This window comes from Lysinibacillus sp. FW12, from assembly GCF_050817245.1.
GTDB classification, from domain to species: Bacteria; Bacillota; Bacilli; order Bacillales_A; family Planococcaceae; genus Lysinibacillus; species Lysinibacillus irui.
Window position 1 is genome coordinate 1 of the sequence record NZ_CP139095.1, and the last position, 24566, is coordinate 24566.

The 24566-nt window shown below is 35.1% G+C and carries 30 protein-coding genes; 23 read left to right on the forward strand and 7 right to left on the reverse strand.

Going from position 1 to position 24566, the window contains the following annotated elements; genetic code table 11:
• The first annotated feature begins 82 nt into the window (after nt 1-82).
• From SJW71_RS23565 to SJW71_RS23590, 6 genes are all read left to right on the forward strand, one after another.
• Nucleotides 83-238 carry a hypothetical protein gene (locus tag SJW71_RS23565; protein WP_431812236.1) on the forward strand — a complete coding sequence of 52 codons (156 nt, stop codon included), beginning with the start codon at nt 83-85 and terminating at the stop codon, nt 236-238.
• A gap of 16 nt (nt 239-254) precedes the next feature.
• Nucleotides 255-539, forward strand: a complete 285-nt coding sequence (locus tag SJW71_RS23570; protein ID WP_431812237.1) for a hypothetical protein — start codon at nt 255-257, stop codon at nt 537-539.
• Between the two features lie 19 nt (nt 540-558).
• The gene (locus SJW71_RS23575) at nt 559-1080 is read left to right on the forward strand and encodes a hypothetical protein (RefSeq protein WP_431812238.1); all 522 of its coding nucleotides are present in this window, start codon (nt 559-561) and stop codon (nt 1078-1080) included.
• 185 nt (nt 1081-1265) lie between these two features.
• Nucleotides 1266-2588, forward strand: a complete 1323-nt coding sequence (locus SJW71_RS23580; protein ID WP_431812239.1) for a helix-turn-helix domain-containing protein — start codon at nt 1266-1268, stop codon at nt 2586-2588.
• 298 nt (nt 2589-2886) lie between these two features.
• Complete coding sequence (locus SJW71_RS23585) at nt 2887-3486, forward strand: hypothetical protein (RefSeq protein ID WP_322612072.1); 600 nt, start codon at nt 2887-2889, stop codon at nt 3484-3486.
• 586 nt (nt 3487-4072) lie between these two features.
• A complete protein-coding gene (locus tag SJW71_RS23590) occupies nt 4073-4465 on the forward strand; it encodes a hypothetical protein (RefSeq protein WP_281115583.1) in 393 nt (130 codons plus the stop codon).
• A gap of 2 nt (nt 4466-4467) precedes the next feature.
• Here the strand turns inward: SJW71_RS23590 and SJW71_RS23595 are convergent, their stop codons facing one another.
• A complete protein-coding gene (locus tag SJW71_RS23595; RefSeq protein WP_431812228.1) occupies nt 4468-5106 on the reverse strand; it encodes a hypothetical protein in 639 nt (212 codons plus the stop codon).
• 188 nt (nt 5107-5294) lie between these two features.
• Here SJW71_RS23595 and SJW71_RS23600 point away from each other — a divergent pair, with 188 nt between their 5' ends.
• On the forward strand, nt 5295-5528 hold the full coding sequence (locus tag SJW71_RS23600) for a hypothetical protein (RefSeq protein ID WP_431812240.1): 234 nt from the start codon (nt 5295-5297) through the stop codon (nt 5526-5528).
• 183 nt (nt 5529-5711) lie between these two features.
• Here SJW71_RS23600 and SJW71_RS23605 read toward each other — a convergent pair whose 3' ends face one another.
• Entirely contained in the window at nt 5712-6035 is a 324-nt protein-coding gene (locus tag SJW71_RS23605) for a hypothetical protein (protein WP_431812241.1), read from the reverse strand.
• A complete protein-coding gene (locus SJW71_RS23610; protein WP_322612076.1) occupies nt 6029-6397 on the reverse strand; it encodes a hypothetical protein in 369 nt (122 codons plus the stop codon). The genes SJW71_RS23605 and SJW71_RS23610 overlap by 7 nt, the downstream gene beginning before the upstream one ends.
• Before the next feature lie 219 nt (nt 6398-6616).
• Here SJW71_RS23610 and SJW71_RS23615 point away from each other — a divergent pair, with 219 nt between their 5' ends.
• The 6 genes from SJW71_RS23615 (at nt 6617) to SJW71_RS23640 (ending at nt 12780) form a co-directional block, all read left to right on the forward strand.
• On the forward strand, nt 6617-7102 hold the full coding sequence (locus tag SJW71_RS23615; protein ID WP_431812242.1) for a hypothetical protein: 486 nt from the start codon (nt 6617-6619) through the stop codon (nt 7100-7102).
• Nucleotides 7103-8353: 1251 nt separating this feature from the next.
• The gene (locus SJW71_RS23620) at nt 8354-8545 is read left to right on the forward strand and encodes a hypothetical protein (protein WP_431812243.1); all 192 of its coding nucleotides are present in this window, start codon (nt 8354-8356) and stop codon (nt 8543-8545) included.
• A gap of 23 nt (nt 8546-8568) precedes the next feature.
• A complete protein-coding gene (locus SJW71_RS23625) occupies nt 8569-9393 on the forward strand; it encodes a tyrosine-type recombinase/integrase (protein ID WP_431812244.1) in 825 nt (274 codons plus the stop codon).
• Nucleotides 9394-9580: 187 nt separating this feature from the next.
• On the forward strand, nt 9581-10846 hold the full coding sequence (locus SJW71_RS23630) for a helix-turn-helix domain-containing protein (protein ID WP_431812245.1): 1266 nt from the start codon (nt 9581-9583) through the stop codon (nt 10844-10846).
• 356 nt (nt 10847-11202) lie between these two features.
• A complete protein-coding gene (locus SJW71_RS23635) occupies nt 11203-11802 on the forward strand; it encodes a hypothetical protein (RefSeq protein WP_322612072.1) in 600 nt (199 codons plus the stop codon).
• 585 nt (nt 11803-12387) lie between these two features.
• Nucleotides 12388-12780, forward strand: a complete 393-nt coding sequence (locus SJW71_RS23640) for a hypothetical protein (RefSeq protein ID WP_281115583.1) — start codon at nt 12388-12390, stop codon at nt 12778-12780.
• Nucleotides 12781-12782: 2 nt separating this feature from the next.
• Here the strand turns inward: SJW71_RS23640 and SJW71_RS23645 are convergent, their stop codons facing one another.
• On the reverse strand, nt 12783-13421 hold the full coding sequence (locus SJW71_RS23645; protein WP_431812228.1) for a hypothetical protein: 639 nt from the start codon (nt 13419-13421) through the stop codon (nt 12783-12785).
• A gap of 186 nt (nt 13422-13607) precedes the next feature.
• Here SJW71_RS23645 and SJW71_RS23650 point away from each other — a divergent pair, with 186 nt between their 5' ends.
• Complete coding sequence (locus SJW71_RS23650) at nt 13608-13841, forward strand: hypothetical protein (RefSeq protein WP_274797580.1); 234 nt, start codon at nt 13608-13610, stop codon at nt 13839-13841.
• A 181-nt stretch (nt 13842-14022) separates the two neighbouring features.
• Here SJW71_RS23650 and SJW71_RS23655 read toward each other — a convergent pair whose 3' ends face one another.
• The gene (locus SJW71_RS23655; RefSeq protein ID WP_274797579.1) at nt 14023-14709 is read right to left on the reverse strand and encodes a hypothetical protein; all 687 of its coding nucleotides are present in this window, start codon (nt 14707-14709) and stop codon (nt 14023-14025) included.
• 220 nt (nt 14710-14929) lie between these two features.
• Between SJW71_RS23655 and SJW71_RS23660 the strand changes: the two genes are divergently transcribed.
• The 8 genes from SJW71_RS23660 to SJW71_RS23695 all read left to right on the forward strand — a co-directional run bounded on the left by SJW71_RS23660 (nt 14930) and on the right by SJW71_RS23695 (nt 21090).
• On the forward strand, nt 14930-15196 hold the full coding sequence (locus tag SJW71_RS23660) for a hypothetical protein (protein ID WP_431812229.1): 267 nt from the start codon (nt 14930-14932) through the stop codon (nt 15194-15196).
• Nucleotides 15174-15389 carry a hypothetical protein gene (locus SJW71_RS23665; protein ID WP_431812230.1) on the forward strand — a complete coding sequence of 72 codons (216 nt, stop codon included), beginning with the start codon at nt 15174-15176 and terminating at the stop codon, nt 15387-15389. The genes SJW71_RS23660 and SJW71_RS23665 overlap by 23 nt, the downstream gene beginning before the upstream one ends.
• Nucleotides 15390-16666: 1277 nt before the next feature.
• A complete protein-coding gene (locus SJW71_RS23670) occupies nt 16667-17533 on the forward strand; it encodes a tyrosine-type recombinase/integrase (RefSeq protein ID WP_431812231.1) in 867 nt (288 codons plus the stop codon).
• Nucleotides 17530-17706 (forward strand): hypothetical protein, encoded by a 177-nt coding sequence (locus tag SJW71_RS23675; protein ID WP_431812232.1) that lies wholly within the window; start codon nt 17530-17532, stop codon nt 17704-17706. Before SJW71_RS23670 ends, SJW71_RS23675 begins: the two co-directional genes overlap by 4 nt.
• Nucleotides 17707-17892: 186 nt before the next feature.
• Nucleotides 17893-18588 carry a hypothetical protein gene (locus SJW71_RS23680; RefSeq protein WP_431812233.1) on the forward strand — a complete coding sequence of 232 codons (696 nt, stop codon included), beginning with the start codon at nt 17893-17895 and terminating at the stop codon, nt 18586-18588.
• Nucleotides 18589-18677: 89 nt separating this feature from the next.
• Nucleotides 18678-19157: a helix-turn-helix domain-containing protein gene (locus SJW71_RS23685; protein WP_431812234.1), complete on the forward strand. Its 480-nt coding sequence runs from the start codon at nt 18678-18680 to the stop codon at nt 19155-19157.
• A 356-nt stretch (nt 19158-19513) separates the two neighbouring features.
• Nucleotides 19514-20113, forward strand: a complete 600-nt coding sequence (locus tag SJW71_RS23690) for a hypothetical protein (RefSeq protein ID WP_322612072.1) — start codon at nt 19514-19516, stop codon at nt 20111-20113.
• A gap of 584 nt (nt 20114-20697) precedes the next feature.
• Nucleotides 20698-21090: a hypothetical protein gene (locus SJW71_RS23695; protein ID WP_281115583.1), complete on the forward strand. Its 393-nt coding sequence runs from the start codon at nt 20698-20700 to the stop codon at nt 21088-21090.
• A 2-nt stretch (nt 21091-21092) separates the two neighbouring features.
• Here the strand turns inward: SJW71_RS23695 and SJW71_RS23700 are convergent, their stop codons facing one another.
• The gene (locus SJW71_RS23700) at nt 21093-21731 is read right to left on the reverse strand and encodes a hypothetical protein (protein WP_431812228.1); all 639 of its coding nucleotides are present in this window, start codon (nt 21729-21731) and stop codon (nt 21093-21095) included.
• A 604-nt stretch (nt 21732-22335) separates the two neighbouring features.
• Nucleotides 22336-22752 carry a hypothetical protein gene (locus SJW71_RS23705; RefSeq protein ID WP_281115580.1) on the reverse strand — a complete coding sequence of 139 codons (417 nt, stop codon included), beginning with the start codon at nt 22750-22752 and terminating at the stop codon, nt 22336-22338.
• Between the two features lie 487 nt (nt 22753-23239).
• Between SJW71_RS23705 and SJW71_RS23710 the strand changes: the two genes are divergently transcribed.
• Nucleotides 23240-23698, forward strand: coding sequence for a hypothetical protein (locus tag SJW71_RS23710; protein WP_431812235.1), 459 nt, complete (start codon nt 23240-23242; stop codon nt 23696-23698).
• Nucleotides 23699-24566: the final 868 nt, after the last annotated feature.

Genomic DNA, 24566 nt, shown 5'->3' on the forward strand with positions numbered 1-24566 from the left:
AGTTACGTATTGCTAAGGTTAACCTGGTAACTGGGACACAAGACTCCAGAGGTCAAGAAATAGCAAGGCGAGAGCATCCATCGTGCATGATGTGAAGACTGCATTGGATGCGATTGATATGATTGGACACTCGAAAAAAAGACGCTCGCAAAGAGGGGATCAAAGGCATTCATTCGTTAAAGCAAAAATCCAACAGCATGTCAGATTGCCAAAACTTCGTCAAATGGGTGAGGGCTGAACATGGGGTTCGTAAGTTGGACCACCTAACGGAGCAACACTATAAAGCCTATTTTGCTTATCTTGAGGACAAAGGCATCTCCAAAGGGCACATGATTAACGTGGAAACGTCCTTACGACTCTTAGAACATGGTCATAAAATGGCTTCTAAAGAGGGTGAGAGCGATTTTGCAGGTTTTTGTACAGAAAACCGTCTTTATGTACTAGAACGAAACGAAAGCTTGCAAAATCGCTCGTATGAGCGTTGGGGAGATAGATGCTATAAAAAAACAAGTTTCTGCAGAAGTATCGAAAGCCGTTGATTTAATGAGCCAACTTGGATTGAGAGTAAAAGAAGCTGTCAATATCCGTGTGGAGCATTTTGTGGCGAAAAACGGAGGGCTACAGCTAAATATTCCTGATAAAAAGGGGGCAGGCATTACCAAGGGAGGGCGATTTCGTGAGGTTGACGTACCAAAAGATTTTATCGAGTCGTTACAGAGCTTTTTAACAGGGAAAGAACCAACAGATAGGCTTGTGGCTGTTTCTTATGATACGGTGCGCAAAGGGGTTCATACAGCTTGTAAAAAAGCAGGGATTGAACAGGCAGGGCGAGGTTGTCATGGATTTCGACATTCGTATGCACGTGACCGTTTTGCACAGCTTGCTTCAGCTGAGCAAAAAAATATGATGGATAGGATTTTAGATAATCGGTCAATTGGTCGTAAAGCCGATTATGGCATGGTGTCAGAGCATGATAAGGAGTTGTACGAAAGTACACGTGCGGTCATGAACCAAGTTCATAGTGAATTAGGGCATGGAAATAATCGTTGGAGACTGGCAATGGTTTATTTGAGGGAATAAAGGGAGTGCTGCGGTTGGCCCGTGCGTTCTTTTTGGCACGGATCGACTGCAACACGGATATGTATTGTCGAAAAAAATGGGCAAGAAAAAAGCCCTATGCTATGATTAGAGTGTCGAATTCAAAACCAGAACATGGGGGCTTTTATGTCCCTTCTCTAACGAGGTTAAAGAAAGGAGTTTTTCTAATGTATATACAAACGTATGATACCACGGTTTGTGAAGAAAATGCAATATTAATTGACTATAGTACACTGATGTATCCCAAAGGCAATGAAGGTGGTTATGTAGCTGTTGGCACAAAAGTAGATGGTATCTATAAACAGCGTATGGTGACTGTATTAGATTGGATAAATGCAATAGATTATGATGTGAATTGTTATTTGTCAGTAAATACATATTATAAGCCCCAACGTAATGTACGTTCTGTACGTCATTTGAACGCCTTTTATGTTGACATAGATTACTATAAACACGGTGTGTCGTTTGATGATGTGATGCATACTTTACAGCATCATATCGAGCATGAACGGATAGTGAAACCGACTTATATTATTGATTCGGGACGTGGAATTTATCTCATTTTTAAAATTGAGGATGTTCCAGGGAAATATAAACAAACAAAAAACCTTTATAGTGCAGTACAGCAGTATATTTGTGACCTTTTTGCAGATGTTGGAGCTGATTACGGTGCGAAAGATATAGCAAGGGTATTGCGTGTACCAACGACAATGAATACAAAAGCGAATAAACGTGTGACGATATTGGAACATAATGCAGATGCTATCTACACAATGGCAATGTTTAGAGAGTTAGTTTATCCATTTGGGCTTGAGAGGGCATCGAAAGCCCCTGTAAGGGCTTCTGAAAAAAAAGGGAAGCTAAAATACCTGTACAATGCTTACACGCTGTACAAGGCTCGTAGTGAGGATTTAAAGACTGTCTGTAAATTACGTAATTATGATGTTCGTGGGATGCGTGACAAGTTTCTATTTATCTATCACTATTTTATGATGCAGATCCATCAAGTGGAGCAAGTAGCCCTGTATTACACGTTAAACCTCAATGAAGACTTTGTAGAGCCGTTAGAGGAAAAAGAGGTAAAGAGCCTTGTTAAATCATCTGTAAGGGCATATTACGACCATTTAGAGGACAAAACTAAGGGTTATAACTACAAGAATGAAACATTAATAGATTTGCTAGAGATAACAGAGGACGAGCAGGTACATTTAAAAACCATAATCTCCAAAGATATTAAATATGCACGTAATAATGAACGTAGGAAGGCTTCACGACGTTCAGAAAATGGTCTAACAAAAAGACAAAAGGACAAGCTATCTTTGATTGAGCGTGTACAAGAATTACATGAACAAGGAGTCTCAAATAAACAAATAGCAGAGCAATTAGAAATATCGCTTTCTACTGTGAAACGTTGTCGTAGAGCCGTTTTATGGGGGGGGTCACGAAATGGCTCTTTATATAGTGGGTGCTTGCGAGCGTCTGTGACGTAGGTACATCGCTTTGTATTGTGACACGTTATCGTAGAGCCTTTTTATGGGGGTCACGAAATGGCTCTTTATATAGTGGGTGTTGCGAGCGTATGCGATGCAAGAAAAACAGTAGTACATTGGGAGAGGAGTATCTATGGATATATTCACACTTGGTTTATCCATTCGGGCTTGAGAGGGCACCAGAAGCCCCTGTAAATAGGAAGGCTTTGGATTAGACCTTGTTTTATTTTGACATTTTGGTCGAAACTATATATTTTTAAAACCTAGTATCCTATACTTCACCTATAGGAGGGATATTATGTCAAAAATAAGTAAAATTTTCACAGCGTTATTTGCAACACTTATTGTATTTAGTTTTTTGGGTAATGCGTCAGCAGCAAATTTAACACAGGAACAAAAAGAATTGTATTACAAAGAATATGTTTCTATTGTTGAAGAGACAAATTCTTTGTATGGTTCAGACTTAAAACTTACAGCATTCGAAGATTGGAAATCTACAGAATGGGTGACACCAGAAGATTTCAAAGAAATAGCAACAGATATGGCCAATGCAGAGTGGGTTGTAGAACCGGACACAGGTATTAAACCTTTGGCAACAACTGTCGCTTCAAAGTCAGCTTCAGTTAAATTAAAAAATACAGATGTTAAAGTTACAGTAAGTGCTTCTTTTAATACAATTCTTGTTAGTGACCGACAAGTGTTTTCACCTAATCTTAACTATGTTAGATCTTCTTCAAATCCAGGAACATGGTCTCAAATAAGTTATAATCCAATCCTACAGGATGGCAATAGAACAATGATCTTGGATGTTTCAGGTGCTTGGAGTTATAATGGACTTAATGATACTACAAATATTCGAGTAACTTTCTACTGTTCTTCAACAGGGTCAGTTAGTTAAAATTAAATAATCTATAAGGGTGTCGATAAAAATTAATTTATTTATCGACACTTTTTTTAAACCATAAATTCTTAAACTTCTCTTTATTGAAAAATAATACTTGCAGCTGCAACAACTTCACGCATTCGCTTATATCCATAGAAGTGTATGGCAATGCTTTTTTATGCAGGATTTTATACAGTTTTTTGGGTACTGGAATGGCTACAACTAGCGTTCTACCAACAATGTATAAAAAATGCATACGGGATGTGGTAGGGGATTCTTTATAAACCTTGCTATGATACGGATTTGGATTGAAAGATAACTTCCTTCTTTGGTTGTTATGTCAACTGATCATGTATGGTGCATGTATAAAATTTTGGCATGTAGTGATGATTGATTGGCTAGGTAATGTTATACTAGATGCATACCCCCCCCTTTACCTTCTGCACAAGGTAGAGGGGGGGGTATTTGTATGGTTTGCTATTTGAGAAAAGATGAGCGAAGAGGTAAGTAAAACTATCTCGAATTAAGAAGGATATAATAAATATTGGTAGAATTTATATATTTAGGTAATGTATAAATTGATAGATTGGAGTGTGTTAGTATGTTGAAGAAAAAAATGATTCTTACTGTGTTAACTATCTTTTTGATTACAGGGTTATTTGGTTTTACAGGAGTAAATACGGCTAAAGCTGAAACTTCTGAAGGAACAGAAGCTTCAGCTTTAGCTGCATGTACCAATGTTTCATTAACTATATTTGAACAAAATTTACAAACTGGTAAAGTTGTTTTTATTGTTAAAAGTAATCCGGGGAATACTGTAAAATTTGATATTACTAAATTCGGTACTGATGAAGTCGTTGCAAGTTCATATCTAAATGCAACTAATGGTACTTCTACAGTAACGGAATATTTAAAACCTGGTTTCTATTATGCTTCAGCATATCAATATGCACCATGTGCAGGTAATAGTAATGGAATACAATTTGGAATGTAAATTTAATATGTTTGACCTTCTAAATATCCTTGAACATTAATCGTAAATTTCGATAGATCAAAATTGTGTTCTTGTATAACTTCTGTTGCTATCTTTTGTATTTTCAACTTAGTACTTTCATCAAGATTTTCAACAGGTAATTTAATGTGTATTTTAGCTTCTTTTTCAGATAAAGCATTAGGTTCTATCGCAAATGCTTTGTAGTTATTTTCAATTAATTTAAGCCCAATCTGACCACCTAAATCGTCTATTTGGGATTTAAAATCTTGTGTTTCAGAGAGAACATTAATTACATTAATTTTAATTTGTTCTGGGTTAAATTTGTTTTTCTTTATTACACTAGAAGCTATACTCTGTATCTTGTCTTTTAAAGCTTTATCTACTTTTTGTTCAACAGGGAATTTTACTGTGAATTCAACAGGTTTATTGTTCAATTCCCCATGTTGTAACGTAAATTGCAAGTTTTCTTTCTTTAATTCTTTGCCGATATTATCCATCAACTTAGAGAGTTCTAATTCTTCTTTACTGATGTTAAGAGTTTCCGTTTGAACTTTTTTAATCTCATTTGCGAAAGAGTGAGATTGTTTGACAAAAACAGCAGACAGAACTACTACAGAAACACAGACTAGAAATACGAACATTTTGATGAAAATTTTTTTCTCATTTATTTAACAGCTCCTTTTCAGCTATAGTCATAATATGAGAAAATTACTGGTAATTATTCATATTGATTAAGGGAATTTTTGGATATTTAAATCAAAAACAAAGGGGATTGAAAAGGACTTTCCGAATGAAAGTCCTTTTTATGTTTACCTTATGGAGATCGATTATGTCGACCATCAGAACCTTTCATGAAGGAGGAGAGCAGGATTTGTTGAATGATAGTTTAGAGTATTGTCTGCACTGTCATACCAATTTACAGGGGGATGCCATACCAGAAGAACAGCAAAAATCCTATAATGCCACACATTTTACAAGAAAAATTGGCATGACCACGGTAAAAGCCGATCGAATTTTGTATTGGCAATGTCCTGATTGTGATGGAAAGTGGTCAATAAAATAAAGTTACTTTTAATACTTTAAGTAATCGATTGATTGGTTTTATTAGATTTTATCGAAATTCAGATGCATAATGATTATGAACAGTAAATCGTCCACTACCTTTCCCCAAAGGTATGTGAAGGGCAAAGCCATTATTTCTTCGGTAAAAGAAATAATGGCCTTTTTTAAAAAATAAACACATCTTTTAAAAAGATGTGTTTATTTTTTCTTTATGTTTGTTATAGATGTATATTTTAACAGTACTTTCATTTACAAGTTTATTAGAAAATAGCTTTTTCCCTAACGTTGTATGAATTGTATTTTCTATTTCCTTGCCAATAGTTTCTTGGTTGTTTCTTTCTAGGAATGTATCTACTTCAATAATTAGTTCTGGGGGAGAATCTGGTGGGGTAATACTCATATTTATTTTGTCAAAGTAATTTGAATGAGCCTTAGATATATCGTTATCTATAGTTTTGCCTATTTCACTTATTAAATTATGTCTTTCCAACAGTTCTTTGTTTACCATTGGGCTTTCACTTTTTTTACATTAACGTTATAAGCTTCAAATTTAGTAGACTTAATTAAACTTTTCACAATGTCTTTTACTTCCTGTTTCACTGAATCATAATACTCTTGATTTCCAAGAACGCCTATATATATATCTTTTGTATTATTATCAACGTGTATTTTAATACTAACTCCACTTATGTCATATTTTCCTGACAGTTTTTCTTCTATCTTTTCCATCATTTTAACGTCGGCATTTTTTTGTGGTGGACTAATGTTTTTTTCAGCAGAACTATTTAACGTTGCTAATCCGAAGTTTAATAGAAGAACCCCCATGATGCTTAAGACTACAATAAGGACTTTTTTTCTAATAAACCCCATCTCCTCTCATTTAACGATATGAGCAGATATTAAGATGTATTCGATTTTTTTCGGGTTCATATAACATTCTAACGATTTTTTTGACATCGAAGTTATAAGTGCTGTGGTTGATCCGTGTAAAAGCAAGCACAGCACTTATTTACTTTTTTAAAATCCTAACAAGGTGATACTGCATATTTATCGAAATATTAGAGAATGTCAATTAAAGGGGGTACTGGTTTGAAAATAGGGGAAATTATAGAAGCATTAAAGCATGGTAAAGCATTGGCTGACTTAGGGAAAGAACTTTCTGTAGGGAAAGAAAAGTTAAGTAAGGCACTTAAAAAAGCAGGCTATGTGTTTAATCGAAGAACTGGATGGACGTTCATGGGATCGGGTCAAGAACCATTAAACAAAGAGTATACAGAGTTTATTGACCAAAGTAGAAGCGTAAAAAAAGAGAATGCGAACGTTCCAACGAAGGTGCAAACAAACGTTGTTTCTAAGGTTTATTTAAACGAACAAACAAAGGAATTAACGAAAGAACGAATTAAGGTTGTTAGGAAACGTTCTTCTTTTGACATAAATATAGAACTCTTGAAAGACTTAAAAATACAAGCAGTCATTCATGATAAAAATGTTTACGAAATTGTAGAAAATGCGATTAGAAAAGAATTAGAGGAAATGAAAAAAGGGATAATTTATTTACTACAGAGGAGTGAATAAGCCCATTACTTTATGACAAAAAGTAGTGGGCTTTTTTATATAGAACTAAATCAATGGAATAATTAGAAACCTTCTAGTCTATGATAAAGCATTTAGTAGATTGGAGGTGTTTTGTATATATGAAAAAGGTATTTTTCTTTTTATATGTCCTTGGCGTAATTGCTAATGTAATTACTATTATTAGTTTTGTAAGGGGGATTTTTAAATTGTAACGCAGATTCAAAAAGGAATAGGAATTCTTTCCTTTTTGAATCGAGTACAGCAAGCCAGCGTAGCTGGTGCGGTAGTGTTTTTGCTAGATTTGGAGGGTCGAAAATGGTATATTGTAAAATATAAATATTTACCTTTTCGACATGCTCTAGCGTGGTCTATGCTCACCTCCACTGGCAATTTGTTTTGTTTATGACGTGAGATTATTCAATTTTTGCTAGAGTGCTGTTTGTACTTACCTTCACTGTCTCATAGGGAGATATAACGTAAGAAGTTACAGCATAAAAGCGTTTTAAACGCAATTTTGGCATCAGAAGTCTTGATTACGCAATGACGTAAATGAACATATGATGCACCCATTAAATACATTGGAATTACCACAAGCGTAGTCGTGTATTGGGATATAAACAAACAGGGAGGCACTAAGTGTCTGTTTAAATCGTTTGATTGATGAAGCAGAAAGCCTATTGGCTATTTTTGCGTGTTAAAAATTATATAAGGGGACATTTAGTGTCCAATTTAAACTGATTGAGCGTTATCGCACATTCGGTTTTTTTGCGTTTTACGCAATTGAAAAATAAAAATCAAAAAAGGAGGACTGTGAACAAAAAATACAAAAGGAGTTTTCAAAGAGGGTATGAAAAGAAATTAAAGCTTACGAACGTTACAACGAAGGTTCAAATGAACGTTGGTTCTAAGGTTTATTTGAACGAACCAACAAAGAACAGATTGTTAAATTTTTTATGTTTTATTAATTGCTCGGTACGAGCAAAGGGTTTTGATTTTCTATCAGCGTTAGCTGATTTACGTTGCGTAGCAGCGTAACATTGGACAGCTTGCTGTCTTCGTTGCAAAGCAACGACATGCTTTTTTAGCTCGCCTGTTAAGGCTTGAGCGGATGTTTTAAGCTGATATACCGATTACCTTATTTTTTACACAAATACATATGATGCGATACCCCACCTTAGGGTAAGTGGCTCAACAGAGCCACGCACCCTAAGGTGGATTGAGAGATGCCAAATTTGAGAGGAGGTGAAAGTTTTGAGTAGAAAAAGGTCAAGAAATAGCAAGGCGAGAGCATCCATCGTGCATGATGTGAAGACTGCATTGGATGCGATTGATATGATTGGACACTCGAAAAAAGACGCTCGCAAAGAGGGGATCAAAGGCATTCATTCGTTAAAGCAAAATCCAACAGCATGTCAGATTGCCAAAACTTCGTCAAATGGGTGAGGGCTGAACATGGGGTTCGTAAGTTGGACCACCTAACGGAGCAACACTATAAAGCCTATTTTGCTTATCTTGAGGACAAAGGCATCTCCAAAGGGCACATGATTAACGTGGAAACGTCCTTACGACTCTTAGAACATGGTCATAAAATGGCTTCTAAAGAGGGTGAGAGCGATTTTGCAGGTTTTTGTACAGAAAACCGTCTTTATGTACTAGAACGAAACGAAAGCTTGCAAAATCGCTCGTATGAGCGTTGGGAGATAGATGCTATAAAAAAACAAGTTTCTGCAGAAGTATCGAAAGCCGTTGATTTAATGAGCCAACTTGGATTGAGAGTAAAAGAAGCTGTCAATATCCGTGTGGAGCATTTTGTGGCGAAAAACGGAGGGCTACAGCTAAATATTCCTGATAAAAAGGGGGCAGGCATTACCAAGGGAGGGCGATTTCGTGAGGTTGACGTACCAAAAGATTTTATCGAGTCGTTACAGAGCTTTTTAACAGGGAAAGAACCAACAGATAGGCTTGTGGCTGTTTCTTATGATACGGTGCGCAAAGGGGTTCATACAGCTTGTAAAAAAGCAGGGATTGAACAGGCAGGGCGAGGTTGTCATGGATTTCGACATTCGTATGCACGTGACCGTTTTGCACAGCTTGCTTCAGCTGAGCAAAAAAATATGATGGATAGGATTTTAGATAATCGGTCAATTGGTCGTAAAGCCGATTATGGCATGGTGTCAGAGCATGATAAGGAGTTGTACGAAAGTACACGTGCGGTCATGAACCAAGTTCATAGTGAATTAGGGCATGGAAATAATCGTTGGAGACTGGCAATGGTTTATTTGAGGGAATAAAGGGAGTGCTGCGGTTGGCCCGTGCGTTCTTTTTGGCACGGATCGACTGCAACACGGATATGTATTGTCGAAAAAAATGGGCAAGAAAAAAAGCCCTATGCTATGATTAGAGTGTCGAATTCAAAACCAGAACATGGGGGCTTTTTATGTCCCTTCTCTAACGAGGTTAAAGAAAGGAGTTTTTCTAATGTATATACAAACGTATGATACCACGGTTTGTGAAGAAAATGCAATATTAATTGACTATAGTACACTGATGTATCCCAAAGGCAATGAAGGTGGTTATGTAGCTGTTGGCACAAAAGTAGATGGTATCTATAAACAGCGTATGGTGACTGTATTAGATTGGATAAATGCAATAGATTATGATGTGAATTGTTATTTGTCAGTAAATACATATTATAAGCCCCAACGTAATGTACGTTCTGTACGTCATTTGAACGCCTTTTATGTTGACATAGATTACTATAAACACGGTGTGTCGTTTGATGATGTGATGCATACTTTACAGCATCATATCGAGCATGAACGGATAGTGAAACCGACTTATATTATTGATTCGGGACGTGGAATTTATCTCATTTTTAAAATTGAGGATGTTCCAGGGAAATATAAACAAACAAAAAACCTTTATAGTGCAGTACAGCAGTATATTTGTGACCTTTTTGCAGATGTTGGAGCTGATTACGGTGCGAAAGATATAGCAAGGGTATTGCGTGTACCAACGACAATGAATACAAAAGCGAATAAACGTGTGACGATATTGGAACATAATGCAGATGCTATCTACACAATGGCAATGTTTAGAGAGTTAGTTTATCCATTTGGGCTTGAGAGGGCATCGAAAGCCCCTGTAAGGACTTCTGAAAAAAAAGGGAAGCTAAAATACCTGTACAATGCTTACACGCTGTACAAGGCTCGTAGTGAGGATTTAAAGACTGTCTGTAAATTACGTAATTATGATGTTCGTGGGATGCGTGACAAGTTTCTATTTATCTATCACTATTTTATGATGCAGATCCATCAAGTGGAGCAAGTAGCCCTGTATTACACGTTAAACCTCAATGAAGACTTTGTAGAGCCGTTAGAGGAAAAAGAGGTAAAGAGCCTTGTTAAATCATCTGTAAGGGCATATTACGACCATTTAGAGGACAAAACTAAGGGTTATAACTACAAGAATGAAACATTAATAGATTTGCTAGAGATAACAGAGGACGAGCAGGTACATTTAAAAACCATAATCTCCAAAGATATTAAATATGCACGTAATAATGAACGTAGGAAGGCTTCACGACGTTCAGAAAATGGTCTAACAAAAAGACAAAAGGACAAGCTATCTTTGATTGAGCGTGTACAAGAATTACATGAACAAGGAGTCTCAAATAAACAAATAGCAGAGCAATTAGAAATATCGCTTTCTACTGTGAAACGTTGTCGTAGAGCCGTTTTATAGGGGGGGTCACGAAATGGCTCTTTATATAGTGGGTGCTTGCGAGCGTCTGTGACGTAGGTACATCGCTTTGTATTGTGACACGTTATCGTAGAGCCTTTTTATAGGGGGGTCACGAAATGGCTCTTTATATAGTGGGTGTTGCGAGCGTATGCGATGCAAGAAAACAGTAGTACATTGGGAGAGGAGTATCTATGGATATATTCACACTTGGTTTATCCATTCGGGCTTGAGAGGGCACCAGAAGCCCCTGTAAATAGGAAGGCTTTGGATTAGACCTTGTTTTATTTTGACATTTTGGTCGAAACTATATATTTTTAAAACCTAGTATCCTATACTTCACCTATAGGAGGGATATTATGTCAAAAATAAGTAAAATTTTCACAGCGTTATTTGCAACACTTATTGTATTTAGTTTTTTGGGTAATGCGTCAGCAGCAAATTTAACACAGGAACAAAAAGAATTGTATTACAAAGAATATGTTTCTATTGTTGAAGAGACAAATTCTTTGTATGGTTCAGACTTAAAACTTACAGCATTCGAAGATTGGAAATCTACAGAATGGGTGACACCAGAAGATTTCAAAGAAATAGCAACAGATATGGCCAATGCAGAGTGGGTTGTAGAACCGGACACAGGTATTAAACCTTTGGCAACAACTGTCGCTTCAAAGTCAGCTTCAGTTAAATTAAAAAATACAGATGTTAAAGTTACAGTAAGTGCTTCTTTTAATACAATTCTTGTTAGTGACCGACAAGTGTTTTCACCTAATCTTAACTATGTTAGATCTTCTTCAAATCCAGGAACATGGTCTCAAATAAGTTATAATCCAATCCTACAGGATGGCAATAGAACAATGATCTTGGATGTTTCAGGTGCTTGGAGTTATAATGGACTTAATGATACTACAAATATTCGAGTAACTTTCTACTGTTCTTCAACAGGGTCAGTTAGTTAAAATTAAATAATCTATAAGGGTGTCGATAAAAATTAATTTATTTATCGACACTTTTTTTAAACCATAAATTCTTAAACTTCTCTTTATTGAAAAATAATACTTGCAGCTGCAACAGCTTCACGCATTCGCTTATATCCATAGAAGTGTATGGCAATGCTTTTTTATGCAGGATTTTATACAGTTTTTTGGGTACTGGAATGGCTACAACTAGCGTTCTACCAACAATGTATAAAAAATGCATACGGGATGTGGTAGGGGGATTCTTTATAAACCTTGCTATGATACGGATTTGGATTGAAAGATAACTTCCTTCTTTGGTTGTTATGTCAACTGATCATGTATGGTGCATGTATAAAATTTTGGCATGTAGTGATGATTGATTGGCTAGGTAATGTTATACTAGATGCATACCCCCCCCTTTACCTTCTGCACAAGGTAGAGGGGGGTATTTGTATGGTTTGCTATTTGAGAAAAGATGAGCGAAGAGGTAAGTAAAACTATCTCGAATTAAGAAGGATATAATAAATATTGGTAGAATTTATATATTTAGGTAATGTATAAATTGATAGATTGGAGTGTGTTAGTATGTTGAAGAAAAAAATGATTCTTACTGTGTTAACTATCTTTTTGATTACAGGGTTATTTGGTTTTACAGGAGTAAATACGGCTAAAGCTGAAACTTCTGAAGGAACAGAAGCTTCAGCTTTAGCTGCATGTACCAATGTTTCATTAACTATATTTGAACAAAATTTACAAACTGGTAAAGTTGTTTTTATTGTTAAAAGTAATCCGGGGAATACTGTAAAATTTGATATTACTAAATTCGGTACTGATGAAGTCGTTGCAAGTTCATATCTAAATGCAACTAATGGTACTTCTACAGTAACGGAATATTTAAAACCTGGTTTCTATTATGCTTCAGCATATCAATATGCACCATGTGCAGGTAATAGTAATGGAATACAATTTGGAATGTAAATTTAATATGTTTGACCTTCTAAATATCCTTGAACATTAATCGTAAATTTCGATAGATCAAAATTGTGTTCTTGTATAACTTCTGTTGCTATCTTTTGTATTTTCAACTTAGTACTTTCATCAAGATTTTCAACAGGTAATTTAATGTGTATTTTAGCTTCTTTTTCAGATAAAGCATTAGGTTCTATCGCAAATGCTTTGTAGTTATTTTCAATTAATTTAAGCCCAATCTGACCACCTAAATCGTCTATTTGGGATTTAAAATCTTGTGTTTCAGAGAGAACATTAATTACATTAATTTTAATTTGTTCTGGGTTAAATTTGTTTTTCTTTATTACACTAGAAGCTATACTCTGTATCTTGTCTTTTAAAGCTTTATCTACTTTTTGTTCAACAGGGAATTTTACTGTGAATTCAACAGGTTTATTGTTCAATTCCCCATGTTGTAACGTAAATTGCAAGTTTTCTTTCTTTAATTCTTTGCCGATATTATCCATCAACTTAGAGAGTTCTAATTCTTCTTTACTGATGTTAAGAGTTTCCGTTTGAACTTTTTTAATCTCATTTGCGAAAGAGTGAGATTGTTTGACAAAAACAGCAGACAGAACTACTACAGAAACACAGACTAGAAATACGAACATTTTGATGAAAATTTTTTTCTCATTTATTTAACAGCTCCTTTTCAGCTATAGTCATAATATGAGAAAATTACTGGTAATTATTCATATTGATTAAGGGAATTTTTGGATATTTAAATCAAAAACAAGGGGATTGAAAAGGACTTTCCGAATGAAAGTCCTTTTATGTTTACCTTATGGAGATCGATTATGTCGACCATCAGAACCTTTCATGAAGGAGGAGAGCAGGATTTGTTGAATGATAGTTTAGAGTATTGTCCGCACTGTCATACCAATTTACAGGGGGATGCCATACCAGAAGAACAGCAAAAATCCTATAATGCCACACATTTTACAAGAAAAATTGGCATGACCACGGTAAAAGCCGATCGAATTTTGTATTGGCAATGTCCTGATTGTGATGGAAAGTGGTCAATAAAATAAAGTTACTTTTAATACTTTAAGTAATCGATTGATTGGTTTTATTAGATTTTATCGAAATTCAGATGCATAATGATTATGAACAGTAAATCGTCCACTACCTTTCCCCAAAGGTATGTGAAGGGCAAAGCCATTATTTCTTCGGTAAAAGAAATAATGGCCTTTTTAAAAATAAACACATCTTTTAAAAAGATGTGTTTATTTTTTCTTTATGTTTGTTATAGATGTATATTTTAACAGTACTTTCATTTACAAGTTTATTAGAAAATAGCTTTTTCCCTAACGTTGTATGAATTGTATTTTCTATTTCCTTGCCAATAGTTTCTTGGTTGTTTCTTTCTAGGAATGTATCTACTTCAATAATTAGTTCTGGGGGAGAATCTGGTGGGGTAATACTCATATTTATTTTGTCAAAGTAATTTGAATGAGCCTTAGATATATCGTTATCTATAGTTTTGCCTATTTCACTTATTAAATTATGTCTTTCCAACAGTTCTTTGTTTACCATTGGGCTTTCACTTTTTTTTACATTAACGTTATAAGCTTCAAATTTAGTAGACTTAATTAAACTTTTCACAATGTCTTTTACTTCCTGTTTCACTGAATCATAATACTCTTGATTTCCAAGAACGCCTATATATATATCTTTTGTATTATTATCAACGTGTATTTTAATACTAACTCCACTTATGTCATATTTTCCTGACAGTTTTTCTTCTATCTTTTCCATCATTTTAACGTCGGCATTTTTTTGTGGTGGACTAATGTTTTTTTCAGCAGAACTATTTAACGTTGCTAATCCGAAGTTTAATAGAAGAACCCCCATGATGCTTAAGACTACAATAAGGACTTTTTTTCTAATAAACCCCATCTCCTCTCATTTAACGATATGAGCAGATATTAAGATGTATTCGATTTTTTTCGGGTTCATATAACATTCTAACGATTTTTTTGACATCGAAGTTATAAGTGCTGTGGTTGATCCGTGTAAAAGCAAGCACAGCACTTATTTACTTTTTTAAAATCCTAACAAGGTGATACTGCATATTTATCGAAATATTAGAGAATGTCAATTAAAGGGGGGTACTGGTTTGAAAATAGGGGAAATTATAGAAGCATTAAAGCATGGTAAAGCATTGGCTGACTTAGGGAAAGAACTTTCTGTAGGGAAAGAAAAGTTAAGTAAGGCACTTAAAAAAGCAGGCTATGTGTTTAATCGAAGAACTGGATGGACGTTCATGGGATCGGGTCAAGAACCATTAAACAAAGAGTATACAGAGTTTATTGACCAAAGTAGAAGCGTAAAAAAAAGAGAATGCGAACGTTCCAACGAAGGTGCAAACAAACGTTGTTTCTAAGGTTTATTTAAACGAACAAACAAAGGAATTAACGAAAGAACGAATTAAGGTTGTTAGGAAACGTTCTTCTTTTGACATAAATATAGAACTCTTGAAAGACTTAAAAATACAAGCAGTCATTCATGATAAAAATGTTTACGAAATTGTAGAAAATGCGATTAGAAAAGAATTAGAGGAAATGAAAAAGGGATAATTTATTTACTACAGAGGAGTGAATAAGCCCATTACTTTATGACAAAAAGTAGTGGGCTTTTTTATATAGAACTAAATCAATGGAATAATTAGAAACCTTCTAGTCTATGATAAAGCATTTAGTAGATTGGAGGTGTTTTGTATATATGAAAAAGGTATTTTTCTTTTTATATGTCCTTGGCGTAATTGCTAATGTAATTACTATTATTAGTTTTGTAAGGGGGATTTTTTAAATTGTAACGCAGATTCAAAAAGGAATAGGAATTCTTTCCTTTTTGAATCGAGTACAGCAAGCCAGCGTAGCTGGTGCGGTAGTGTTTTTGCTAGATTTGGAGGGTCGAAAATGGTATATTGTAAAATATAAATATTTACCTTTTCGACATGCTCTAGCGTGGTCTATGCTCACCTCCACTGGCAATTTGTTTTGTTTATGACGTGAGATTATTCAATTTTTGCTAGAGTGCTGTTTGTACTTACCTTCACTGTCTCATAGGGAGATATAACGTAAGAAGTTACAGCATAAAAGCGTTTTAAACGCAATTTTGGCATCAGAAGTCTTGATTACGCAATGACGTAAATGAACATATGATGCACCCATTAAATACATTGGAATTACCACAAGCGTAGTCGTGTATTGGGATATAAACAAACAGGGAGGCACTAAGTGTCTGTTTAAATCGTTTGATTGATGAAGCAGAAAGCCTATTGGCTATTTTTGCGTGTTAAAAATTATATAAGGGGACATTTAGTGTCCAATTTAAACTGATTGAGCGTTATCGCACATTCGGTTTTTTTGCGTTTTACGCAATTGAAAAATAAAAATCAAAAAAGGAGGACTGTGAACAAAAAATACAAAAGGAGTTTTCAAAGAGGGTATGAAAAGAAATTAAAGCTTACGAACGTTACAACGAAGGTTCAAATGAACGTTGGTTCTAAGGTTTATTTGAACGAACCAACAAAGAACAGATTGTTAAATTTTTTATGTTTTATTAATTGCTCGGTACGAGCAAAGGGTTTTGATTTTCTATCAGCGTTAGCTGATTTACGTTGCGTAGCAGCGTAACATTGGACAGCTTGCTGTCTTCGTTGCAAAGCAACGACATGCTTTTTAGCTCGCCTGTTAAGGCTTGAGCGGATGTTTTAAGCTGATATACCGATTACCTTATTTTTTACACAAATACATATGATGCGATACCCCACCTTAGGGTAAGTGGCTCAACAGAGCCACGCACCCTAAGGTGGATTGAGAGATGCCAAATTTGAGAGGAGGTGAAAGTTTTGAGTAGAAAAAGGTCAAGAAATAGCAAGGCGAGAGCATCCATCGTGCATGATGTGAAGACTGCATTGGATGCGATTGATATGATTGGACACTCGAAAAAAGACGCTCGCAAAGAGGGGATCAAAGGCATTCATTCGTTAAAGCAAAAATCCAACAGCATGTCAGATTGCCAAAACTTCGTCAAATGGGTGAGGGCTGAACATGGGGTTCGTAAGTTGGACCACCTAACGGAGCAACACTATAAAGCCTATTTTGCTTATCTTGAGGACAAAGGCATCTCCAAAGGGCACATGATTAACGTGGAAACGTCCTTACGACTCTTAGAACATGGTCATAAAATGGCTTCTAAAGAGGGTGAGAGCGATTTTGCAGGTTTTTGTACAGAAAACCGTCTTTATGTACTAGAACGAAACGAAAGCTTGCAAAATCGCTCGTATGAGCGTTGGGAGATAGATGCTATAAAAAAACAAGTTTCTGCAGAAGTATCGAAAGCCGTTGATTTAATGAGCCAACTTGGATTGAGAGTAAAAGAAGCTGTCAATATCCGTGTGGAGCATTTTGTGGCGAAAAACGGAGGGCTACAGCTAAATATTCCTGATAAAAAGGGGGCAGGCATTACCAAGGGAGGGCGATTTCGTGAGGTTGACGTACCAAAAGATTTTATCGAGTCGTTACAGAGCTTTTTAACAGGGAAAGAACCAACAGATAGGCTTGTGGCTGTTTCTTATGATACGGTGCGCAAAGGGGTTCATACAGCTTGTAAAAAAGCAGGGATTGAACAGGCAGGGCGAGGTTGTCATGGATTTCGACATTCGTATGCACGTGACCGTTTTGCACAGCTTGCTTCAGCTGAGCAAAAAATATGATGGATAGGATTTTAGATAATCGGTCAATTGGTCGTAAAGCCGATTATGGCATGGTGTCAGAGCATGATAAGGAGTTGTACGAAAGTACACGTGCGGTCATGAACCAAGTTCATAGTGAATTAGGGCATGGAAATAATCGTTGGAGACTGGCAATGGTTTATTTGAGGGAATAAAGGGAGTGCTGCGGTTGGCCCGTGCGTTCTTTTTGGCACGGATCGACTGCAACACGGATATGTATTGTCGAAAAAAATGGGCAAGAAAAAAAGCCCTATGCTATGATTAGAGTGTCGAATTCAAAACCAGAACATGGGGGCTTTTATGTCCCTTCTCTAACGAGGTTAAAGAAAGGAGTTTTTCTAATGTATATACAAACGTATGATACCACGGTTTGTGAAGAAAATGCAATATTAATTGACTATAGTACACTGATGTATCCCAAAGGCAATGAAGGTGGTTATGTAGCTGTTGGCACAAAAGTAGATGGTATCTATAAACAGCGTATGGTGACTGTATTAGATTGGATAAATGCAATAGATTATGATGTGAATTGTTATTTGTCAGTAAATACATATTATAAGCCCCAACGTAATGTACGTTCTGTACGTCATTTGAACGCCTTTTATGTTGACATAGATTACTATAAACACGGTGTGTCGTTTGATGATGTGATGCATACTTTACAGCATCATATCGAGCATGAACGGATAGTGAAACCGACTTATATTATTGATTCGGGACGTGGAATTTATCTCATTTTTAAAATTGAGGATGTTCCAGGGAAATATAAACAAACAAAAAACCTTTATAGTGCAGTACAGCAGTATATTTGTGACCTTTTTGCAGATGTTGGAGCTGATTACGGTGCGAAAGATATAGCAAGGGTATTGCGTGTACCAACGACAATGAATACAAAAGCGAATAAACGTGTGACGATATTGGAACATAATGCAGATGCTATCTACACAATGGCAATGTTTAGAGAGTTAGTTTATCCATTTGGGCTTGAGAGGGCATCGAAAGCCCCTGTAAGGGCTTCTGAAAAAAAGGGAAGCTAAAATACCTGTACAATGCTTACACGCTGTACAAGGCTCGTAGTGAGGATTTAAAGACTGTCTGTAAATTACGTAATTATGATGTTCGTGGGATGCGTGACAAGTTTCTATTTATCTATCACTATTTTATGATGCAGATCCATCAAGTGGAGCAAGTAGCCCTGTATTACACGTTAAACCTCAATGAAGACTTTGTAGAGCCGTTAGAGGAAAAAGAGGTAAAGAGCCTTGTTAAATCATCTGTAAGGGCATATTACGACCATTTAGAGGACAAAACTAAGGGTTATAACTACAAGAATGAAACATTAATAGATTTGCTAGAGATAACAGAGGACGAGCAGGTACATTTAAAAACCATAATCTCCAAAGATATTAAATATGCACGTAATAATGAACGTAGGAAGGCTTCACGACGTTCAGAAAATGGTCTAACAAAAAGACAAAAGGACAAGCTATCTTTGATTGAGCGTGTACAAGAATTACATGAACAAGGAGTCTCAAATAAACAAATAGCAGAGCAATTAGAAATATCGCTTTCTACTGTGAAACGTTGTCGTAGAGCCGTTTTATAGGGGGGGTCACGAAATGGCTCTTTATATAGTGGGTGCTTGCGAGCGTCTGTGACGTAGGTACATCGCTTTGTATTGTGACACGTTATCGTAGAGCCTTTTTATAGGGGGGTCACGAAATGGCTCTTTATATAGTGGGTGTTGCGAGCGTATGCGATGCAAGAAAACAGTAGTACATTGGGAGAGGAGTATCTATGGATATATTCACACTTGGTTTATCCATTCGGGCTTGAGAGGGCACCAGAAGCCCCTGTAAATAGGAAGGCTTTGGATTAGACCTTGTTTTATTTTGACATTTTGGTCGAAACTATATATTTTTAAAACCTAGTATCCTATACTTCACCTATAGGAGGGATATTATGTCAAAAATAAGTAAAATTTTCACAGCGTTATTTGCAACACTTATTGTATTTAGTTTTTTGGGTAATGCGTCAGCAGCAAATTTAACACAGGAACAAAAAGAATTGTATTACAAAGAATATGTTTCTATTGTTGAAGAGACAAATTCTTTGTATGGTTCAGACTTAAAACTTACAGCATTCGAAGATTGGAAATCTACAGAATGGGTGACACCAGAAGATTTCAAAGAAATAGCAACAGATATGGCCAATGCAGAGTGGGTTGTAGAACCGGACACAGGTATTAAACCTTTGGCAACAACTGTCGCTTCAAAGTCAGCTTCAGTTAAATTAAAAAATACAGATGTTAAAGTTACAGTAAGTGCTTCTTTTAATACAATTCTTGTTAGTGACCGACAAGTGTTTTCACCTAATCTTAACTATGTTAGATCTTCTTCAAATCCAGGAACATGGTCTCAAATAAGTTATAATCCAATCCTACAGGATGGCAATAGAACAATGATCTTGGATGTTTCAGGTGCTTGGAGTTATAATGGACTTAATGATACTACAAATATTCGAGTAACTTTCTACTGTTCTTCAACAGGGTCAGTTAGTTAAAATTAAATAATCTATAAGGGTGTCGATAAAAATTAATTTATTTATCGACACTTTTTTTAAACCATAAATTCTTAAACTTCTCTTTATTGAAAAATAATACTTGCAGCTGCAACAACTTCACGCATTCGCTTATATCCATAGAAGTGTATGGCAATGCTTTTTTATGCAGGATTTTATACAGTTTTTTGGGTACTGGAATGGCTACAACTAGCGTTCTACCAACAATGTATAAAAAATGCATACGGGATGTGGTAGGGGATTCTTTATAAACCTTGCTATGATACGGATTTGGATTGAAAGATAACTTCCTTCTTTGGTTGTTATGTCAACTGATCATGTATGGTGCATGTATAAAATTTTGGCATGTAGTGATGATTGATTGGCTAGGTAATGTTATACTAGATGCATACCCCCCCTTTACCTTCTGCACAAGGTAGAGGGGGGGTATTTGTATGGTTTGCTATTTGAGAAAAGATGAGCGAAGAGGTAAGTAAAACTATCTCGAATTAAGAAGGATATAATAAATATTGGTAGAATTTATATATTTAGGTAATGTATAAATTGATAGATTGGAGTGTGTTAGTATGTTGAAGAAAAAAATGATTCTTACTGTGTTAACTATCTTTTTGATTACAGGGTTATTTGGTTTTACAGGAGTAAATACGGCTAAAGCTGAAACTTCTGAAGGAACAGAAGCTTCAGCTTTAGCTGCATGTACCAATGTTTCATTAACTATATTTGAACAAAATTTACAAACTGGTAAAGTTGTTTTTATTGTTAAAAGTAATCCGGGGAATACTGTAAAATTTGATATTACTAAATTCGGTACTGATGAAGTCGTTGCAAGTTCATATCTAAATGCAACTAATGGTACTTCTACAGTAACGGAATATTTAAAACCTGGTTTCTATTATGCTTCAGCATATCAATATGCACCATGTGCAGGTAATAGTAATGGAATACAATTTGGAATGTAAATTTAATATGTTTGACCTTCTAAATATCCTTGAACATTAATCGTAAATTTCGATAGATCAAAATTGTGTTCTTGTATAACTTCTGTTGCTATCTTTTGTATTTTCAACTTAGTACTTTCATCAAGATTTTCAACAGGTAATTTAATGTGTATTTTAGCTTCTTTTTCAGATAAAGCATTAGGTTCTATCGCAAATGCTTTGTAGTTATTTTCAATTAATTTAAGCCCAATCTGACCACCTAAATCGTCTATTTGGGATTTAAAATCTTGTGTTTCAGAGAGAACATTAATTACATTAATTTTAATTTGTTCTGGGTTAAATTTGTTTTTCTTTATTACACTAGAAGCTATACTCTGTATCTTGTCTTTTAAAGCTTTATCTACTTTTTGTTCAACAGGGAATTTTACTGTGAATTCAACAGGTTTATTGTTCAATTCCCCATGTTGTAACGTAAATTGCAAGTTTTCTTTCTTTAATTCTTTGCCGATATTATCCATCAACTTAGAGAGTTCTAATTCTTCTTTACTGATGTTAAGAGTTTCCGTTTGAACTTTTTTAATCTCATTTGCGAAAGAGTGAGATTGTTTGACAAAAACAGCAGACAGAACTACTACAGAAACACAGACTAGAAATACGAACATTTTGATGAAAATTTTTTTCTCATTTATTTAACAGCTCCTTTTCAGCTATAGTCATAATATGAGAAAATTACTGGTAATTATTCATATTGATTAAGGGAATTTTTGGATATTTAAATCAAAAACAAAGGGGATTGAAAAGGACTTTCCGAATGAAAGTCCTTTTATGTTTACCTTATGGAGATCGATTATGTCGACCATCAGAACCTTTCATGAAGGAGGAGAGCAGGATTTGTTGAATGATAGTTTAGAGTATTGTCCGCACTGTCATACCAATTTACAGGGGGGATGCCATACCAGAAGAACAGCAAAAATCCTATAATGCCACACATTTTACAAGAAAAATTGGCATGACCACGGTAAAAGCCGATCGAATTTTGTATTGGCAATGTCCTGATTGTGATGGAAAGTGGTCAATAAAATAAAGTTACTTTTAATACTTTAAGTAATCGATTGATTGGTTTTATTAGATTTTATCGAAATTCAGATGCATAATGATTATGAACAGTAAATCGTCCACTACCTTTCCCCAAAGGTATGTGAAGGGCAAAGCCATTATTTCTTCGGTAAAAGAAATAATGGCCTTTTTAAAAAATAAACACATCTTTTAAAAAGATGTGTTTATTTTTTCTTTATGTTTGTTATAGATGTATATTTTAACAGTACTTTCATTTACAAGTTTATTAGAAAATAGCTTTTTCCCTAACGTTGTATGAATTGTATTTTCTATTTCCTTGCCAATAGTTTCTTGGTTGTTTCTTTCTAGGAATGTATCTACTTCAATAATTAGTTCTGGGGGAGAATCTGGTGGGGTAATACTCATATTTATTTTGTCAAAGTAATTTGAATGAGCCTTAGATATATCGTTATCTATAGTTTTGCCTATTTCACTTATTAAATTATGTCTTTCCAACAGTTCTTTGTTTACCATTGGGCTTTCACTTTTTTTTACATTAACGTTATAAGCTTCAAATTTAGTAGACTTAATTAAACTTTTCACAATGTCTTTTACTTCCTGTTTCACTGAATCATAATACTCTTGATTTCCAAGAACGCCTATATATATATCTTTTGTATTATTATCAACGTGTATTTTAATACTAACTCCACTTATGTCATATTTTTCCTGACAGTTTTTCTTCTATCTTTTCCATCATTTTAACGTCGGCATTTTTTTGTGGTGGACTAATGTTTTTTTCAGCAGAACTATTTAACGTTGCTAATCCGAAGTTTAATAGAAGAACCCCCATGATGCTTAAGACTACAATAAGGACTTTTTCTAATAAACCCCATCTCCTCTCATTTAACGATATGAGCAGATATTAAGATGTATTCGATTTTTTTCGGGTTCATATAACATTCTAACGATTTTTTTGACATCGAAGTTATAAGTGCTGTGGTTGATCCGTGTAAAAGCAAGCACAGCACTTATTTACTTTTTAAAATCCTAACAAGGTGATACTGCATATTTATCGAAATATTAGAGAATGTCAATTAAAGGGGGTACTGGTTTGAAAATAGGGGAAATTATAGAAGCATTAAAGCATAGTAAAGCATTGGCTGACTTAGGGAAAGAACTTTCTGTAGGGAAAGAAAAGTTAAGTAAGGCACTTAAAAAAGCAGGCTATGTGTTTAATCGAAGAACTGGATGGACGTTCATGGGATCGGGTCAAGAACCATTAAACAAAGAGTATACAGAGTTTATTGACCAAAGTAGAAGCGTAAAAAAAGAGAATGCGAACGTTCCAACGAAGGTGCAAACAAACGTTGTTTCTAAGGTTTATTTAAACGAACAAACAAAGGAATTAACGAAAGAACGAATTAAGGTTGTTAGGAAACGTTCTTCTTTTGACATAAATATAGAACTCTTGAAAGACTTAAAAATACAAGCAGTCATTCATGATAAAAATGTTTACGAAATTGTAGAAAATGCGATTAGAAAAGAATTAGAGGAAATGAAAAAGGGATAATTTATTTACTACAGAGGAGTGAATAAGCCCATTACTTTATGACAAAAAGTAGTGGGCTTTTTTATATAGAACTAAATCAATGGAATAATTAGAAACCTTCTAGTCTATGATAAAGCATTTAGTAGATTGGAGGTGTTTTGTATATATGAAAAAGGTATTTTTCTTTTTATATGTCCTTGGCGTAATTGCTAATGTAATTACTATTATTAGTTTTGTAAGGGGGATTTTTTAAATTGTAACGCAGATTCAAAAAGGAATAGGAATTCTTTCCTTTTTGAATCGAGTACAGCAAGCCAGCGTAGCTGGTGCGGTAGTGTTTTTGCTAGATTTGGAGGGTCGAAAATGGTATATTGTAAAATATAAATATTTACCTTTTCGACATGCTCTAGCGTGGTCTATGCTCACCTCCACTGGCAATTTGTTTTGTTTATGACGTGAGATTATTCAATTTTTGCTAGAGTGCTGTTTGTACTTACCTTCACTGTCTCATAGGGAGATATAACGTAAGAAGTTACAGCATAAAAGCGTTTTAAACGCAATTTTGCATCAGAAGTCTTGATTACGCAATGACGTAAATGAACATATGATGCACCCATTAAATACATTGGAATTACCACAAGCGTAGTCGTGTATTGGGATATAAACAAACAGGGAGGCACTAAGTGTCTGTTTAAATCGTTTGATTGATGAAGCAGAAAGCCTATTGGCTATTTTTGCGTGTTAAAAATTATATAAGGGGACATTTAGTGTCCAATTTAAACTGATTGAGCGTTATCGCACATTCGGTTTTTTTGCGTTTTACGCAATTGAAAAATAAAAATCAAAAAAGGAGGACTGTGAACAAAAAATACAAAAGGAGTTTTCAAAG

Bases quoted from the DNA above. Each gene is read 5' to 3' on its own strand.
- SJW71_RS23580 (WP_431812239.1), top strand. From the start codon at position 1,266: ATGTATATACAAACGTATGATACCACGGTTTGTGAAGAAAATGCAATA.
- SJW71_RS23585 (WP_322612072.1), top strand. From the start codon at position 2,887: ATGTCAAAAATAAGTAAAATTTTCACAGCGTTATTTGCAACACTTATT.
- SJW71_RS23590 (WP_281115583.1), top strand. From the start codon at position 4,073: ATGTTGAAGAAAAAAATGATTCTTACTGTGTTAACTATCTTTTTGATT.
- SJW71_RS23595 (WP_431812228.1), bottom strand. From the start codon at position 5,106: ATGTTCGTATTTCTAGTCTGTGTTTCTGTAGTAGTTCTGTCTGCTGTT.
- SJW71_RS23600 (WP_431812240.1), top strand. From the start codon at position 5,295: ATGTCGACCATCAGAACCTTTCATGAAGGAGGAGAGCAGGATTTGTTG.
- SJW71_RS23605 (WP_431812241.1), bottom strand. From the start codon at position 6,035: ATGGTAAACAAAGAACTGTTGGAAAGACATAATTTAATAAGTGAAATA.
- SJW71_RS23610 (WP_322612076.1), bottom strand. From the start codon at position 6,397: ATGGGGTTTATTAGAAAAAAAGTCCTTATTGTAGTCTTAAGCATCATG.
- SJW71_RS23630 (WP_431812245.1), top strand. From the start codon at position 9,581: ATGTATATACAAACGTATGATACCACGGTTTGTGAAGAAAATGCAATA.
- SJW71_RS23635 (WP_322612072.1), top strand. From the start codon at position 11,203: ATGTCAAAAATAAGTAAAATTTTCACAGCGTTATTTGCAACACTTATT.
- SJW71_RS23640 (WP_281115583.1), top strand. From the start codon at position 12,388: ATGTTGAAGAAAAAAATGATTCTTACTGTGTTAACTATCTTTTTGATT.
- SJW71_RS23645 (WP_431812228.1), bottom strand. From the start codon at position 13,421: ATGTTCGTATTTCTAGTCTGTGTTTCTGTAGTAGTTCTGTCTGCTGTT.
- SJW71_RS23650 (WP_274797580.1), top strand. From the start codon at position 13,608: ATGTCGACCATCAGAACCTTTCATGAAGGAGGAGAGCAGGATTTGTTG.
- SJW71_RS23655 (WP_274797579.1), bottom strand. From the start codon at position 14,709: ATGGGGTTTATTAGAAAAAAAGTCCTTATTGTAGTCTTAAGCATCATG.
- SJW71_RS23675 (WP_431812232.1), top strand. From the start codon at position 17,530: ATGATGGATAGGATTTTAGATAATCGGTCAATTGGTCGTAAAGCCGAT.
- SJW71_RS23680 (WP_431812233.1), top strand. From the start codon at position 17,893: ATGTATATACAAACGTATGATACCACGGTTTGTGAAGAAAATGCAATA.
- SJW71_RS23685 (WP_431812234.1), top strand. From the start codon at position 18,678: ATGCGTGACAAGTTTCTATTTATCTATCACTATTTTATGATGCAGATC.
- SJW71_RS23690 (WP_322612072.1), top strand. From the start codon at position 19,514: ATGTCAAAAATAAGTAAAATTTTCACAGCGTTATTTGCAACACTTATT.
- SJW71_RS23695 (WP_281115583.1), top strand. From the start codon at position 20,698: ATGTTGAAGAAAAAAATGATTCTTACTGTGTTAACTATCTTTTTGATT.
- SJW71_RS23700 (WP_431812228.1), bottom strand. From the start codon at position 21,731: ATGTTCGTATTTCTAGTCTGTGTTTCTGTAGTAGTTCTGTCTGCTGTT.